This is a genomic window from Amycolatopsis plumensis, from assembly GCF_042652605.1.
In the GTDB taxonomy this organism is placed as follows: domain Bacteria; phylum Actinomycetota; class Actinomycetes; order Mycobacteriales; family Pseudonocardiaceae; genus Amycolatopsis; species Amycolatopsis plumensis.
In genome coordinates, this window is record NZ_JBHSJY010000001.1 from 5,198,730 (window position 1) to 5,212,617 (window position 13,888).

The following is a 13,888-nucleotide window of genomic DNA, read 5'->3' on the forward strand; positions in this document are numbered from 1 at the left end:
TCCTTGAATTCGGCCCGGCGGCATGGTCACGTTGAAAGGGCAGGCCGAACCAAGGAAGGCGGCGGATGAACAGCTACGACGTGGTGATCGTCGGCGGCGGGCACAACGGCCTGGTGGCGGCCGCGTACCTGGCGCGGGCGGGCCGGTCGGTGCTCGTGCTCGAACGGCGGGAGGAGACCGGTGGCGCCGCCGTCTCGTTCCGGGCGTTCGAGGGCGTGGACGTCCGGCTTTCGCGCTACTCGTACCTGGTCAGCCTGCTGCCGAAGAAGATCGTGGCCGACCTCGGCCTCGACGTGGAGCTGCGACGGCGCCGGATGTCGTCCTACACCCCGTCCGGCGGTTCCGGTCTGCTTGTCGACAACGACGACGCCGTCCGGACGGCGTCGTCGTTCCGCGCGGTCACCGGGTCCACTTCGGACTTCTCGGCCTGGCAACGGTTCTACGAGCTGACCGAGCGTGTCGCCGGGCGCGCGTTCGGCACGCTCACCGAACCACTCCTGTCCGAAGTGGACTTCCGCGAACGCGTCGGCGACGCCGAGGCGTGGTCCGTGCTGTTCGAACGGCCGATCGGCGAAGCGCTCACGTCGTGGTTCGGCCACGACACGGTGCGCGGCGTGGTGCTCACCGACGCGCTGATCGGCACGTTCGCCCCGGCGGACGGCGAGGACCTGCGGCAGAACCGGTGCCTGCTCTACCACGTGATCGGCAACGGCACCGGCGACTGGGACGTCCCGGTCGGCGGCATGGGCGCGGTCACCCGTTCGCTCGCGGCGGTCGCCGCCGCGGCGGGCGCGCGCCTGACGACCGGCGCGGAAGTGCTCGCGATCGACCCGGACGGCGAGGTGCGTTACCGGCGTGACGACACCGAATTCGTCGTCCGGGGTGGGCACGTCCTGGCGAACGTCGCGCCGGCGACGCTCGCGCGGCTGCTGGGCGAGGAACCGGCGGAACGCCCGGAAGGCGCGCAGCTGAAGGTGAACATGGTGCTGACTCGGCTGCCGAGGCTGCGTGACCCGGCCGTCGATCCGGCCGACGCGTTCGGGGGCACCTTCCACGTCAACGAGAGCTACCGGCAGCTGGAGACGGCGTACCGCGAGGCGGCGGCGGGGCGGATCCCCTCGCTGCCACCGTGCGAGATCTATTGCCACTCGTTGACCGATCCGTCGATCCTCGGCCCGGCCGAACGCTCGGCCGGCACGCACACGCTCACCCTGTTCGGCCTGCACATGCCGGCCCGCCTCTTCGAGGGGCGCAACGAAGAGGCACGCGAAGAGGCGTTGCGCGCGACGCTGGCTTCGCTCGACAGCGTGCTGGCCGAGCCGATCGAGGACTGCCTGCTGACCGCGCCGGACGGCAGGCCCTGCGTGGAGGCGAAGACCCCGCTGGACCTGGAAGCCGAGCTAGGCCTCCCGGCGGGGCACATCTTCCACCGGGACCTGTCGTGGCCGTTCGCCGAAGACCCGGCCCAGGCCGGCCGATGGGGCGTCGAGACCGCCCACGAACGCATTCTGTTGTGCGGCGCGGGTGCCGCGAGAGGAGGTGGTGTCAGCGGCATCCCCGGCCACAACGCGGCGATGGCGGTGCTCGGCGCCGGGTGAACCGGGTCAGGCGTCGTGTTCGGTGCACAGGCACGCGACGCCCGGCTCGATCCACTCCCGGCCGGCCCAGTCCGGGTGGCGCTCGAGGAGCAGCGCACGGACTTCGGCGGTGATTTCGTCCACGCCCATCGCCGAATCCCGGCGTCGCCAGGTCTCGTCCCGCAGTTCCCGCAGGTAGGCGCGGACGTCGGTGAGCACCGCCCCGCTACCGACCTCTCCGTGCCCGGGAACCACCACCCGGTGCCCGGCGGCGATCAGCCGGTCCAGGACGGCGAGCCAGCCGACGCCCGAGACGTCCGTGTCGTGCGGCGGGAACCACGGGAAAATCGCAAACTGCCCGGTCTCGGCCAGGTCGCCGGTGAACAGCACGCCGGCGTCCGGCACCTCGACGACCTGGTCGCCCGCGGTGTGCCCGCGGCCGGTCGGGCGCAGCCGGACGGTCCGGCCGCCGAGGTCGAGCGTGTGCTCGTCGTAGACCACGTCGGGCGTGGGCACGCGGACGCCGTCGAGGCGGCGGGCGATCGTCTCGCCCAGGCCGCGGAACATCTCCAGGTAGCCCGGGCCCTTGGTGGCCAGGTCTTCGGCCTGGCCGCGGTTGACCAGGTAGGTGGCCTCGCCGGCGAACACCTGCGCGCCGAACGCGTGCTCCGGGTGGAAGTGCGTCGTGGTCAGGTACAGGCGCCGGCCCTTCGCCACTTCGCGGGCGAAGGCGAGGACCTGCGCCGCGTTGGCGGTGCCGATGCCCGTGTCGACGACGAGGACGGCCTCCGTGCCGCCGACGACCCCGATGTTGGGCACCAGGTCGACGTGGTCGTTCGGGATCACCAGCAGGTCGGGGGCGATCTCCCGGGCGCCGGAGACGCGCACCGCGGGATCGGTCAGCTCGGTCATGCCCCGATTCCACCGCTGGTCGCGCGCGGGCGTCCAAGACCGGTTCGGTGCTGCCGATACCGGGCGAATATCGTCGCCGGTCATGGAGCTGCGCACGCTGCGGTACTTCGTCGCGGTCGCCGAGGAACTCCACTTCGGCCGGGCCGCGGCGCGGCTGCACATGAGCCAGCCGCCGCTGAGCCGCGCGATCAAGCAGCTGGAAACCGACGTCGGGGCCGTCCTGTTGCTGCGGTCCGCCGCGGGCGTCACGCTCACCCCGGCCGGGACGGCGCTGCTGGCCGAGGCGCGGGCGCTGCTCGAACAGGCCGACCGGGCCCGCGTGCGCGTCGCCACGGCGGCGGGCGCGCCGGTCCTCACCGTCGGCATCCTCGGCGACGGCGCGGACCCGGCCGCGAACCGCCTCGCCGACGCCTACCGGCGGCAGCACCCGGACGTCGAGGTCCGCGTCCGCGAGACCGACCTCACCGACCCCACCTGCGGCCTGCGGGCCGGGCTGGTCGACGTCGCGCTGACCCGCGGGCCCTTCGACGAGGCCGGCCTGACCGTGCACGAGCTGCGGGCCGACCCGGTGGGCGCGGTGCTGCGCGCCGACGACCCCCTCGCCGGCCGCGACCGGCTCACGCTCGCCGACCTGGCCGGACGGCGCTGGTTCCGGTTCCCGGACGGCACGGACCCGGTCTGGCAGGCGTACTGGCACGGCGGCGAACCCCGCGAAGGGCCGGTGGTGCGGGCGGTGCAGGAGTGCCTGCAGGCCGTGCTGTGGAACGGCACGGTCGGGCTGATGCCGCTCGGGCACCGGCCGCCGGGGGAGCTGGTGGTGGTGCCGCTGGCCGATCTGGCGCCGAGCCCGGTGGTGGTCGCCTGGAAGGACGCCGGGCCGCTGGTCCGGTCGTTCGTGCGGCTGGCGGTGGGTGTCTACCGGGCCTGAGTCCTGGCGTCGGGTTTCGGGTTGCGGGGTTCGCGGTGGCCGCCTTCCGGGCCTGAGTCCCCGGCGCCGGACCTCAGGCCGTGCGGTCGCGCGGCGTCGGCAGCCGGAACAGGCCTCGGAGGCGGCGCAGTGCCGTGCGGTCGCCGGAGGCCGTGGCGGCGCCCGTCTCGATCGCCTTCGCCAGCGTCAGGGTTCCGCCCGTCACTTCGAGGAACGCCGCCTCTCCGATCGTGATGGTGGCGTCGGGGTGCTGGGCCGGGCCGTGGAGCGCCTCGATCGTCCCGTGGTCGACGCGGGCGTGGAACACCTCGTCGCCGATGCGGAATTCGTACACCGCGCGCAGGTCGCCGGCGGCCTCGGCGTCGAAGCACGCCCGCAGCCCGAGCACGGCCCAGCCGGGGTGGAACGTCTCGGTCTCGCGGCGTTCGCCCATCGCCCACTTCAGGCCCCAGCGCGCCAGGGCCAGCACCGCCGGGCCGAGCTCTTCGCCGGCTTCGGTGAGCGCGTACGCCGGGGTCCGGGCCGGCGGCGGCAGCGTGACCTTGCGCGCCAGCCCGTCGCGTTCCAGGTGCTTGAGGCGGGCGGCGAGCAGCCCGGTGCCGAGGCCGCGGAGGCTCGCCTGCAGGTCGCCGAAGCGCTTGGGCCCGGTCAGCAGTTCGCGGATGAGCAGCAGCGTCCAGCGTTCGCCGACGAGGTCGAGCGTGCGCGCGGTCGCGCAGTACTGGTTGTACGTCCGCTGGTCCACTTCATCACTTTAAACGTCACGCTTCCGCTTCTTGAAGCAGCAGCCGGGCGAGTGGCTCGGGGTGGGTGAGCATGACGTCGTGCGGCGCGTCCAGCGGGATCGTCCGGTAACCGACAGCCTCGCCGAACTCCTCGAACGCGTACGTCTTCGGCCGGCACCAGACGGCCGTGCCCGGAATCCGGTCGACGGCCCCGCTCAGCCGGGTGGTCTCGGTGAACGAGCGCACGGACTGCGGGACCAGCCGCGGCGCCAGCCACGCCACGTCGTCCGGATCGGTGACGCCGTAGGCCGCCGGGGGCGGCGCGGGGATCGCCGAGCCACTTCCGGCGGCGCCGAGGAGGGCCTGCACGGTGGTCTCGGGCGCGAGGCCGAACAGGCTGCTGCCGTCGGGACCGGCCCAGCCGTCGACGAGGACAACGCGCCCGACGGTGTCCGGGCGGGTGTCGGCCGCTTCGCGGACGACCAGGCCCGCGTAGCTGTGCCCCACCAGCACGATGTCCTCGCCGCGAACGGTGTCGAGTGCGGTGACAACGGCTTCGGCGTGGTCGTGGAGGCCGTCGGACGCGCCCAGTCCTGGGGTCAGCGTGCGCGCCCCGGCGGCGTGCAGCAGCGGGACGAGCCGGTCCCAAGCCCACCGGCCGTGCCAGGCGCCGTGCACGAGAACGAACGTGGTCATGGCGGAAGGCTAGCGCATCGACTTCCTGTTTTTGAAGTAGCAAGTTCTCCTTCGAGAAGTGCTCAGACCACCGGCGGGCGGCGGACGTCGTAGAGGTCCCAGTCCAGTTGCCAGAAACTGTCGATGCCGTGCTCGCGGATGTACTTCCGCTCGGTGTCGTGCACCGGGTAGCAGCCCGCGATGCTGATCGGGGCGCCGCCGACGTCGATCAGCGTGTACTGGTGCGCGTCGAGGCCTGCCGGCGCCGAAACGGCGAACGCCGTCATCGACGACTCCGGCGCGATCGGCTGGCCGAAGTCGATGGTGTCGCCGTAGACGAACGGGCACGTGCCGCGCAGCTGCTCGGCGAGGTAACCGATGGCCAGCGCCCAGACCGGGTCGTCGGACCGGACGCTGATCCACAGCTCCGGCCGCACCCCGTGCCAGTCCGGGTGGTCGGCCAGGGAAAGCCCGTAGGTCGCGCCGGTCAGGTAGCGCGGCTCGGGTTCGTCGGCGTAGACGACCGCGATGACGTCGTCGAGCCCGGGCTGCGTCGACGGGATGGGCTGCAGCCGGGGCGCGGCGGACCCGGTCAGGGTGTCGAGATGGGCGAGATACCGCTCGGCACGGCTCGGCATGGCGCGCAGCATACGACCGGCCGGGCGCCGGTGTGGATCATCTCGCTGGCCGCGGCGCGGCAAGATCGGGCAGGGTGGGGGAATGCGAGTGCTCGTGATCGGCAGCGGAATCGGCGGCGCGGCGACGGCCTGGCACCTCGCGGGCCGCGGCGCGGAAGTGATCGTGGCCGACGCGGCCCGCCCGGGGACGGCGACCGAAGCCGGCGCCGGCATCGTCAGCCCGTGGACATCGCAGTGGGACGACGCGCTGTACCCGCTCGCGGCGGCGGCCGCCCGGTACTACCGGGAGTTCACCGCGGAGCTGGCGGGGTCGTCGTTCGAGGTGGTCGGCGGCATGGTGGTCTCGGCCGACGACGCGGAACTGGCCGAGGCACACGAGCGGCTGACGTCCCGGGCGGCGGACGCGCCCGAGATCGGCGAGGTGCGGCGCCTCGACCCGGCGCAGGCCCGCGAGCTGTTCCCGGCACTGGCACCCGGGCTGGGCGCGGTGCACTTCGCGGGCGCCGGCCGCGTCGACGGCCACCTGCTGCGCCGTGCCCTGCTGGCGGCCGCCGAGCGCCGGGGCGCGAAGTTCGCCGAGGGCGAGGTCGCCTTCCGCGCGGACGGCACGGTGGCGGGCCCGGACGGTCCCCTGGAAGCGGACAGCGTGGTGGTGGCGGCCGGCGCGTGGAGCCGCGAGCTGCTGGCCCCGTTGGGCATCGACCTGCCGGTGACGCCGCACCGCGGCCAGATCAGCCACTTCGACCTGCCGGGCACGGAGACGGCGGCGTGGCCGGTGGTCCTGCCGCGCCCCGGCAGCCACTACCTCCTCGCCTTCGGTGGCGGCCGGGTGGTGGCGGGCGCGACGCGCGAGGCGGACGCGGGCTTCGACTACCGCGTCACGGCGGCCGGGCAGCGTGAGGTGCTGGACAACGCGCTGGCGGTGGCACCGGGCCTGGCGGACGCCACCCTCGCGGAGACCCGGGTCGGCTTCCGCCCGGGCACGCCGGACGGTCTTCCGGTGCTGGGTTCGATCAGGCCGGGCTTGGCGGTGTCGACGGGCTTCGGCGCGGGCGGGCTGACGAACGCGCCCTTCGCGGGAAAGCTGGTCGCGGCGGTGGCGCTGGGGGAGGACCCGGGCTTCGACCTGAGCCCGTTCGCCCCGGACCGGTTCTGAGGGAGTCCCGGCCCTCGCTAGCGGTCGTGGTGGCAGACGGCTTCCAGCTTGAGGCCGAACGGGTCGAGCCAGAACAGCGCGAAGTAGGGCGGCGGGTACTGCGGGAAGTCCCGCGGCTCGTGCAGCACCGTGTCCCCGGTCGAGCGGACGTGGTCGTGCACGGCGTGGACGGCCGCGCGGGTCTTGACCATGAACGCCAGGTGCTGCAGCCCCGTCCGTTCCGCGCGGTGGACACCGCCGTCGGGCGCCGGGTAGAAGAACAGGAACGTGCCCGGCTTGCCGCCCGCGGGCCGGTACGCGAACTGGTCGCCGGCGCTCAGGAACGGCTCGAAGCCGACCAGCGGCATCAGGGCGTCGTAGTACCGCTTGGCCGCGCCGAGGTCCGGCACGTTGATCCCCAGGTGACCGAGCACCCCCCGACCTTAACCGGCCTCCGGCCCGTCAGCCCTCGGTGACCAGCTCCAGCGCGTGCTCGCCGGTGCGCTCGACCACCAGGCCGGCCTTGGTGATCACCTTGGCCAGCTGGTCCACAGTGGACGGCTCGGCCCGGGTGGCCGCCAGTACGTGCGCCAGCCGTCCCTTGTACGCCTTGTTGAAGTGGCTGACCGTGACGCGCTCGCCGCGGGCGTTCTCCGTCACCACGCGGACCGTCACCGCGTCCGGGCGCAGCTTCGCGAACGCCGAGTACGTCCCCGAGCGCAGGTCCACCACCAGGCCCTCCACCTCCCGCAGCACCGGCTCGAGGACCGGCTTCCACAGCCCGCGGACGGTGCCCAGCGCCGGCAGCGAGTTGCCGCCCGAGAGGCGGTACGCCGGGATCGGGTCGGTCGCCGACACCACGCCGAACAGCGACGACGTCACCGCCAGCCGCCGGTGGGCCTTCTCCAGCCCCGCCTTCGTGAAGCTCTTCACGTCCAGCGCGTCGTACAGCACGCCGGTGTAGCGGCGCAGCGCCGGCATCGTCGGGGACGTCCACAGCTGCGCGTTGCGCGCCACCTCGCCCGCCTGCCGCTCGGTGATGCCGAGGGCCGCGATGCTCGCGGGGACGTCGGCGGCCAGCTCGGCCAGCGCGTCGGCGAGCTTCGCGCGCGTCGAGTTCAGCTCGGGGAACGACAGCGCGTCGAGGTCGAGCGGGGCACCGCGGCCGCCGTCGGCCTTGGTCTCGGAAGGGGGGAGGAGCACCAGCACACCGCGAGCGTAAATCGGGGTGCACCGGCGCCGCCGTCCGGCCTAGCCTCGCGGGATGGACCTGACCTGGCGCCCGCTGACCCTGGACGACGCTCCCGCCCTCGCCCGGCTGTACGCGGCCGCCGAGGAAGTCGACCGGACGGGTGAGCACTTCAGCGCGGAAGACCTCCGCGAGGAGCTGGCCGGCCCCAACGTCGACCTGGCCCGCGCCACCGTCGGCGCCTGGGCCGGCGACGACCTGGTCGGCTACGGCCTGGCCCGCCGCCGCGACGCCGCCGAACCGGTGCACATGATCCGGATCCAGTCGGTCGTGCACCCGGACCACCGGACCGACGCCGTCGGCACTCACCTGGTCGAGTGGTTCGCGCGCGCGAGCCGCGAGGTCCACGAGCGCGCCTTCCCGGGCGCGCCGCTCGAACTCCACCACGGCAGCCACCAGAACGAACGCTGGATCGCCGGCGTCCTCGCCCGCGCCGGCTACACCCACCGCCGGACGATGGTCAACATGCGTGTCAGCCTCGCCGACCTGCCGCCGCAGCCCCCGTTGCCGGACGGCATCGAGGCGGTGCCGTTCGACTTCGAGCACGACCTCGCCGCCCTCGACGCCCGCAACGACACCTTCGCCGGCCACTGGGGCAGCACGGTCTACGGGCCCGACGCCTGGCGCCACCTGGTCACCGGCTCGAAGGACTTCCGCCCGGACCTGTCGTTCCTGGTCCTCGACGGCGACAAGGTGCTGGCGTTCGTCCTGAGCCACCACTACGCGTCCGAAACCGAGGCGACGGGCATCCGCGAGCATTACGCCACCTGGGTGGGAACGCGGGCGGTGCTGCGCGGCCGCGGCGTCGCGTCCGGGCTGCTGGGGCACACGCTGCGGGCGGCGAAGAACGCGGGATTCGACCGGTCCGCCCTCAACGTCGACGTCGACAATGCGCACCGCGCGCTGGGGTTTACGAACGGTGCGGATATCGCGTCGACGACGAATGGCACGTGTACGTGCTGTCCTGAATGTGGGACGCCCCACCGCCGATCGGGGAATGGACGGCATTCGTACCATCACGACATGAAGCCGACTTCCACCTCGCCCGGTTCGAGGGCATTGGCCGCTTCGCTGCGTGAAGTGCGGATAGCGCGGGGAAAAGGGCTGCGCGAACTCGCCCGGATGGTCCGGATTTTGCCGCAGTTGCTGTCGGCGTGGGAAAAGGGACAGCGGGTGCCGCAGCCCGAAGACGTGGCGAGGCTGCTGGGCGCGCTGCGGGTCGACGACGTGACCTACGACCGCATGATGCGCCTGGCCAGGCACGCCCGCGACGACAACTGGCTCGACTCGAATCCGTCGGACCTGCCGCCCGCGCTGAGCGGAATCGTCGAGTACGAGCGCACCGCCACCCGCATCACGAACTGGGAACTGGCGATCGTGCCGGGCCTTCTGCAGACACCGGACTATGCGAGGGCGATCCTGACCAATTCGGAGATCGATCTGCCGCAAGCCGACGCGAGGCTGGTCGCGCGGCTGGATCGGCAGGGAATTCTCACGAGGCCGGATCCGGTGCGGCTCGCTGCTTTGGTGAGCGAAATCGCGATCCGCGAAGAAATCGGCAGTGCCGAGGTGATGTCGGACCAGGTGGATCATCTGCTCGCGATGATGGGGCGGCAGAACATTTCGCTGCGGATCGTGCCCGCGAACATCGGCTACCACCGGGGGTTGATGGGATCATTTGTGCTGTACGAGTTCGCGGGTCTGCCGCCGATCGTGCACCTGGAAAACTCGCACGCCACCGCATTCCTTCACGAAGACGATGTAGTCCGCAGCTACCGGACCCAGGCTAAGATCCTGGCTGGCAAGGCACTGAGTGAAGACGACACCCGAGCTATGCTTCGGGAGGTCGCGCGATAGCCCGGGAGGCCTCGGCGTGAGGGATATGGTCTGGCGCAAGTCCAGCTACAGCGGTGCCGAGTCCAACTGCGTCGAGGTGAAGCTCGACCGCTCGATCGCCATCCGGGACACGAAGGCCCGGGAGCACGGCGAACTGACCGTCTCGCGCGCCGCGTGGGCCGCCGCCGTCAGCTCTCTACGAGGTTGAGCAGCTCCTCGCCCTTCACGTACCTCCGCAACTGCTCCGCCACCAGCTTCTTCGCGCGCGGATAGAACGACGCCGACCCGCCCGCGATGTGCGGGGTGATCACCACACCAGGAACCGTCCACAGTGGATGGTCCGCGGGCAGTGGCTCCGGCTCCACGACGTCGAGACCGGCGCGGAGGCGCCCGGTGCTCGTCTCGGCGAGCAGCGCTTGCGTGTCGATCGCCGTGCCGCGGCCGACGTTGATCACCAGGGCGTCGTCGGGCAGGGCGGCCAGCTCGTCCGGGCCGAGGAGACCTCGCGTGGCCGGGGTGTCGGGCAGGACCAGCACCACGATGTCGGCCTCGGGCAGCAGCGCGGGCAGCTCGGCGACCCCGTGGACGTCCTCATCCGGCCGGGGGCGGCTCGCCACCCTCGTCACCACGGCCTCGGCGGCGACCAGCTGGCGCTCGATGGCCTGCCCGATGGAGCCGTACCCGACGAGGAGCACCCGGCTGTCGGCCAGCGACCGCGTGTGCTCGCGCGCCCACTCGCCGCGCGCCTGCTGCGCGAACCACCGGGGCAGGTCCCGCTGCGCCGCGTGGATGAGCGCGAGGGCGTGCTCGGCGACGCTCAGGTCGTGCAGCCCGCGCCCGTTCGCCAGCCGCACGCCGTCGGGCAGCAGCGGCACGAGCGTCTCGACCCCGGCCGACAACGACTGCACCACCCGCAGCGACGGCAGCTCCCCGATCAGCTTCGGCGGCTCCGGCCCGCGGTCGTAGGGCAGCACGTAGACCTCGACGTCGCCGAGGTCCGCCGGAGGGGCTCCGACGCCGTCGTAGTACGCGGCGCCGAGCTCCCCCGGCACGTCGATGTCGGTCCACGGCAGCAGTACGCGAGCGCTCATGCCGTCTTTCTACCCGCTACCGCGTGCAGTAGCCCTCCGTCGGTCGGCCCGCGTCAGTGCACCTCCGCCGACACGCAGAACTCGTTGCCCTCCGGATCGGTCAGCACCGTCCACGCCAGGCCCGGCACCTCGTGCTCCGCCACCTCCTTCGCGCCCAGCTCCACCAGCCGCTTCACCTCCGCCAAGCGATCGTCGCCGCCGAAATCGACGTGGACCCGGTTCTTGCCCGCCCTCGGCTCCGGCACGCGTTGCAGCGCCAGGGGCAACCCGCCCTCCTGCGGCGCGAGGATGAGGAACTCGCCCTCGTAGTCCTGCGCCACCGTCGTGCCCAGCGCCGCCGTCCAGAACCGCGCCAGCCCCCGCGGGTCCGCGCAGTCGATCGTGATCATGCCCATGTGGATCGCCATGCCACGAAGCTAGCGGGCACCACCGACAAAAACGGGCCGCCGAGTAACCCGTTGGAGTCACGGTGGGGGGATTGACTACCCTGAGCGGGACTTTCACACCCGCCCGGCGCAGGGAGCCCCGCAGTGATCACCAGGACTTCGTCGTTGTTCCTTCGCACGTTGCGCGAGGATCCGGCGGACGCCGAGGTACCGAGCCACCGGCTCCTGGTACGTGCCGGCTACGTCCGCCGGGTCGCCCCGGGCGGGTACTCCTGGCTGCCGCTCGGCCTGCGCGTGCTGCGCCGCATCGAGGCGGTCGTCCGCGAGGAGATGAACGCCATCGGCGCGCAGGAGATCCAATTCCCCGCGCTGCTGCCGAAGGAGCCCTACGAGGCCACCGGCCGCTGGACCGAGTACGGCGACGGCCTCTTCCGCCTCAAGGACCGCAAGGGCGCCGACTACCTCCTCGGCCCGACGCACGAGGAGCTCTTCGCGCTCACCGTGAAGGGCGAGTACAGCTCGTACCGCGACTACCCGGTCACGCTGTACCAGATCCAGACCAAGTACCGCGACGAAGCGCGCCCCCGCGCCGGCATCCTGCGCGGCCGCGAGTTCGTCATGAAGGACTCCTACTCCTTCGACCTCGACGACGAGGGCCTCGCCCGCTCCTACCAGGCCCACCGCGACGCCTACACCAAGCTGTTCGACCGCCTCGGCCTCGAGTACGTCGTGGTGAAGGCGACGTCGGGCGCCATGGGCGGCTCGGCGTCCGAGGAGTTCCTCGCGGTCGCCGAAACGGGCGAGGACACCTACGTCCGCAGCACCGAGTCCGGGTACGCGGCGAACGTCGAGGCCGTCGTCACGCCCGCGCCGCCCGCGCAGCCGATCGAGGGCCGTCCCGAGGCGCAGGTGCACCACACGCCGAACACGCCCACCATCGAGACGCTCGTCGACTTCCTCAACAACGCCGGCCTGGGCCGCACGTTCACCGCCGCGGACACGCTGAAGAACGTCATGCTCAAGACGCGCCAGCCGGGCTCGGACGAGTGGACGCTCGTCTGCGTCGCCGTCCCGGGCGACCGCGAAGTGGACATGAAGCGCCTCGAAGCGTCGCTGGAGCCGGCCGAGGTCGCGCTGCTCGACGAGGCCGACTTCGCGAAGAACCCGTTCCTGGTCAAGGGCTACATCGGCCCGAAGGCACTGCAGGACAACGGCGTGCGCTACCTCGCCGACCCGCGGATCGTCCCCGGCACCGCCTGGGTCACCGGGGCCGACAAGGTCGACCACCACGTCGTCGACCTGCTGGCCGGCCGCGACTTCACCCCGGACGGCACCATCGAGGCCGCCGAGGTCCGCGAGGGCGACGCGTCGCCGGACGGGCACGGCACCCTGGTCGCCGCGCGCGGCATCGAGATCGGGCACATCTTCCAGCTCGGGCGCAAGTACACCGACGCCTTCGAGGTCGACGCGCTCGGCCCCGACTCCAAGCCGATCCGGATCACGATGGGCTCCTACGGCGTCGGCGTCTCGCGGCTGGTCGGCGTGCTCGCCGAGCAGAACCACGACGACCTCGGCCTGATCTGGCCGCGCGTGGTCTCGCCGTTCGACGTGCACATCGTCATCGCGGGCAAGGACGAGACGGTCGCGGCCGGCGCCGAGAAGATCGCCGCCGAGCTGGACGCGGCCGGCGTCGAGGTCATCCTCGACGACCGCAAGGCGACCCCGGGCGTCAAGTTCGCCGACGCCGAGCTGGTCGGCGTGCCGACCATCCTGGTCGTCGGGCGCGGCCTGGCCAACGGCGTCGTCGAGGTCAAGGACCGGCGTTCGGGCGAGCGCGAGGAGATCGCGGTCGACGCCGTCGTCGAGCACCTGGTCAAGCTCGTCCGCTCCTGATGGGCGTGTTCTCCCGGCGCTCCGAAGACCCGGCGCCGGGGTATGAGGACAACGCGGCGCTTCGCGGGTTCGGTGGTTACGAGCCCGCGGACGCGCCACGCGCCCGGCCGAAGCGCATCCGCGCGAGGCCGAAGCCGCTGAAGTGGCGGCGGGCGCCGTGGTTCGGCCTGGTGTTCATCGCCCTGGTCGCGGGCGTGCTGAACGCGCTGGGCGTCGGCAAGCAGCACCCGGCGTCCTCTTCGCCGCCGCCCGCGCCGGTGGTGGTGACGCCCTCGCCGCGCGCGGCGGTGCCGGCGGCGGTCGCGGGCTGGCAGTCCGTGGCGGGCCGCGACGGCTCGTACGCCTACGACGTCCCGCCGAACTGGGAGCCGTCGCCCGGCACGCAGCACGGCTGGGACGGGATCCGGCTCATCACGAGCGCGTTCCTGGCCAAGTGCGGCGGTGCGGGCGTGACGACCGAGCCGCTGACGGACCTCGACGCGGCCGCCCGCACGGCGGCGACGGACCTGGCCACGGCCGCGTACGGCGGATCACCCCAGGTCGGCCCCGGTGCGGACGCGCAGGTCACGAAGGCCGACGGCACGGCGATTCCCGCTCGGGTCGTGGTCGCCGAGGTGACGCCGGCGGCACCCGGGGAGTGCGCGACCCGGCACGCCGTGGTGGCGACGCTGGCTTTCGGCGGGAATTCGGGGACCTCCGGCGTGGTGGTGGCGTACGCGGACAGCGACCGTTCCGCGCGGGAAGAACTGGAGCGGATCGTGCGCAGCTACCGGTTCGTCCCGGTGACGGACCGCAGCACGACCACTCCGCCGCCCACCACCTACCGCTGATCGCCGGAATTCG

15 protein-coding genes are annotated in these 13,888 nt (G+C 72.5%); 7 read left to right on the plus strand and 8 right to left on the minus strand.

The annotated features are described in order from the left end of the window. Positions 1 to 65: 65 nt before the first annotated feature. The gene (locus ACFPLC_RS25195) at positions 66 to 1,598 is read left to right on the plus strand and encodes a phytoene desaturase family protein (RefSeq protein ID WP_378193356.1); all 1,533 of its coding nucleotides are present in this window, start codon (positions 66 to 68) and stop codon (positions 1,596 to 1,598) included. A 6-nt stretch (positions 1,599 to 1,604) separates the two neighbouring features. Here the strand turns inward: ACFPLC_RS25195 and ACFPLC_RS25200 are convergent, their stop codons facing one another. Beyond that, on the minus strand, positions 1,605 to 2,489 hold the full coding sequence (locus ACFPLC_RS25200) for an MBL fold metallo-hydrolase (RefSeq protein ID WP_378193353.1): 885 nt from the start codon (positions 2,487 to 2,489) through the stop codon (positions 1,605 to 1,607). 82 nt (positions 2,490 to 2,571) lie between these two features. Between ACFPLC_RS25200 and ACFPLC_RS25205 the strand changes: the two genes are divergently transcribed. Continuing rightward, entirely contained in the window at positions 2,572 to 3,417 is an 846-nt protein-coding gene (locus tag ACFPLC_RS25205) for a LysR family transcriptional regulator (RefSeq protein WP_378193349.1), read from the plus strand. 73 nt (positions 3,418 to 3,490) lie between these two features. Here ACFPLC_RS25205 and ACFPLC_RS25210 read toward each other — a convergent pair whose 3' ends face one another. The 3 genes from ACFPLC_RS25210 to ACFPLC_RS25220 form a co-directional block, all read right to left on the minus strand. Further along, positions 3,491 to 4,162: a winged helix-turn-helix transcriptional regulator gene (locus ACFPLC_RS25210; protein WP_378193346.1), complete on the minus strand. Its 672-nt coding sequence runs from the start codon at positions 4,160 to 4,162 to the stop codon at positions 3,491 to 3,493. A gap of 16 nt (positions 4,163 to 4,178) precedes the next feature. Continuing rightward, a complete protein-coding gene (locus tag ACFPLC_RS25215) occupies positions 4,179 to 4,838 on the minus strand; it encodes an alpha/beta fold hydrolase (protein ID WP_378193343.1) in 660 nt (219 codons plus the stop codon). A gap of 62 nt (positions 4,839 to 4,900) precedes the next feature. Beyond that, positions 4,901 to 5,455, minus strand: coding sequence for a suppressor of fused domain protein (locus tag ACFPLC_RS25220; protein WP_229903021.1), 555 nt, complete (start codon positions 5,453 to 5,455; stop codon positions 4,901 to 4,903). Positions 5,456 to 5,537: 82 nt separating this feature from the next. On the opposite strand from ACFPLC_RS25220, the gene ACFPLC_RS25225 reads away from it, so the two are divergent. After that, positions 5,538 to 6,611, plus strand: coding sequence for an NAD(P)/FAD-dependent oxidoreductase (locus tag ACFPLC_RS25225; RefSeq protein WP_378193340.1), 1,074 nt, complete (start codon positions 5,538 to 5,540; stop codon positions 6,609 to 6,611). A gap of 17 nt (positions 6,612 to 6,628) precedes the next feature. Here ACFPLC_RS25225 and ACFPLC_RS25230 read toward each other — a convergent pair whose 3' ends face one another. Both ACFPLC_RS25230 and yaaA read right to left on the minus strand, forming a co-directional pair. Beyond that, positions 6,629 to 7,024, minus strand: a complete 396-nt coding sequence (locus ACFPLC_RS25230) for a VOC family protein (RefSeq protein ID WP_378193337.1) — start codon at positions 7,022 to 7,024, stop codon at positions 6,629 to 6,631. Positions 7,025 to 7,052: 28 nt separating this feature from the next. Then, on the minus strand, positions 7,053 to 7,799 hold the full coding sequence (gene yaaA / locus ACFPLC_RS25235; protein ID WP_191315045.1) for a peroxide stress protein YaaA: 747 nt from the start codon (positions 7,797 to 7,799) through the stop codon (positions 7,053 to 7,055). Between the two features lie 55 nt (positions 7,800 to 7,854). Between yaaA and ACFPLC_RS25240 the strand changes: the two genes are divergently transcribed. Together ACFPLC_RS25240 and ACFPLC_RS25245 are read left to right on the plus strand one after the other, a co-directional pair. After that, positions 7,855 to 9,696 (plus strand): Scr1 family TA system antitoxin-like transcriptional regulator, encoded by a 1,842-nt coding sequence (locus ACFPLC_RS25240; RefSeq protein ID WP_378193334.1) that lies wholly within the window; start codon positions 7,855 to 7,857, stop codon positions 9,694 to 9,696. Between the two features lie 25 nt (positions 9,697 to 9,721). After that, positions 9,722 to 9,883: a DUF397 domain-containing protein gene (locus tag ACFPLC_RS25245; RefSeq protein ID WP_378193726.1), complete on the plus strand. Its 162-nt coding sequence runs from the start codon at positions 9,722 to 9,724 to the stop codon at positions 9,881 to 9,883. On the opposite strand, the gene ACFPLC_RS25250 is transcribed toward ACFPLC_RS25245, so the two are convergent. Together ACFPLC_RS25250 and ACFPLC_RS25255 are read right to left on the minus strand one after the other, a co-directional pair. After that, a complete protein-coding gene (locus ACFPLC_RS25250) occupies positions 9,864 to 10,766 on the minus strand; it encodes a 2-hydroxyacid dehydrogenase (RefSeq protein WP_378193331.1) in 903 nt (300 codons plus the stop codon). The genes ACFPLC_RS25245 and ACFPLC_RS25250 overlap by 20 nt on opposite strands. A 53-nt stretch (positions 10,767 to 10,819) precedes the next feature. Continuing rightward, positions 10,820 to 11,173, minus strand: coding sequence for a VOC family protein (locus ACFPLC_RS25255; RefSeq protein WP_378193328.1), 354 nt, complete (start codon positions 11,171 to 11,173; stop codon positions 10,820 to 10,822). 123 nt (positions 11,174 to 11,296) lie between these two features. Here ACFPLC_RS25255 and ACFPLC_RS25260 point away from each other — a divergent pair, with 123 nt between their 5' ends. After that, the gene (locus ACFPLC_RS25260; RefSeq protein ID WP_378193325.1) at positions 11,297 to 13,045 is read left to right on the plus strand and encodes a proline--tRNA ligase; all 1,749 of its coding nucleotides are present in this window, start codon (positions 11,297 to 11,299) and stop codon (positions 13,043 to 13,045) included. Then, positions 13,045 to 13,875 (plus strand): DUF8017 domain-containing protein, encoded by an 831-nt coding sequence (locus ACFPLC_RS25265; RefSeq protein ID WP_378193324.1) that lies wholly within the window; start codon positions 13,045 to 13,047, stop codon positions 13,873 to 13,875. Before ACFPLC_RS25260 ends, ACFPLC_RS25265 begins: the two co-directional genes overlap by 1 nt. The last annotated feature ends 13 nt before the right edge of the window (positions 13,876 to 13,888 follow it).

What these genes read in the sequence shown, in the direction of transcription:
- ACFPLC_RS25255 (WP_378193328.1), bottom strand. Translation starts at nt 11,173, where the DNA reads ATGGCGATCCACATGGGCATGATCACGATCGACTGCGCGGACCCGCGG.
- ACFPLC_RS25195 (WP_378193356.1), top strand. Translation starts at nt 66, where the DNA reads ATGAACAGCTACGACGTGGTGATCGTCGGCGGCGGGCACAACGGCCTG.
- ACFPLC_RS25205 (WP_378193349.1), top strand. Translation starts at nt 2,572, where the DNA reads ATGGAGCTGCGCACGCTGCGGTACTTCGTCGCGGTCGCCGAGGAACTC.
- ACFPLC_RS25215 (WP_378193343.1), bottom strand. Translation starts at nt 4,838, where the DNA reads ATGACCACGTTCGTTCTCGTGCACGGCGCCTGGCACGGCCGGTGGGCT.
- ACFPLC_RS25240 (WP_378193334.1), top strand. Translation starts at nt 7,855, where the DNA reads ATGGACCTGACCTGGCGCCCGCTGACCCTGGACGACGCTCCCGCCCTC.
- ACFPLC_RS25220 (WP_229903021.1), bottom strand. Translation starts at nt 5,455, where the DNA reads ATGCCGAGCCGTGCCGAGCGGTATCTCGCCCATCTCGACACCCTGACC.
- ACFPLC_RS25200 (WP_378193353.1), bottom strand. Translation starts at nt 2,489, where the DNA reads ATGACCGAGCTGACCGATCCCGCGGTGCGCGTCTCCGGCGCCCGGGAG.
- ACFPLC_RS25225 (WP_378193340.1), top strand. Translation starts at nt 5,538, where the DNA reads ATGCGAGTGCTCGTGATCGGCAGCGGAATCGGCGGCGCGGCGACGGCC.
- ACFPLC_RS25245 (WP_378193726.1), top strand. Translation starts at nt 9,722, where the DNA reads ATGGTCTGGCGCAAGTCCAGCTACAGCGGTGCCGAGTCCAACTGCGTC.
- ACFPLC_RS25265 (WP_378193324.1), top strand. Translation starts at nt 13,045, where the DNA reads ATGGGCGTGTTCTCCCGGCGCTCCGAAGACCCGGCGCCGGGGTATGAG.
- ACFPLC_RS25250 (WP_378193331.1), bottom strand. Translation starts at nt 10,766, where the DNA reads ATGAGCGCTCGCGTACTGCTGCCGTGGACCGACATCGACGTGCCGGGG.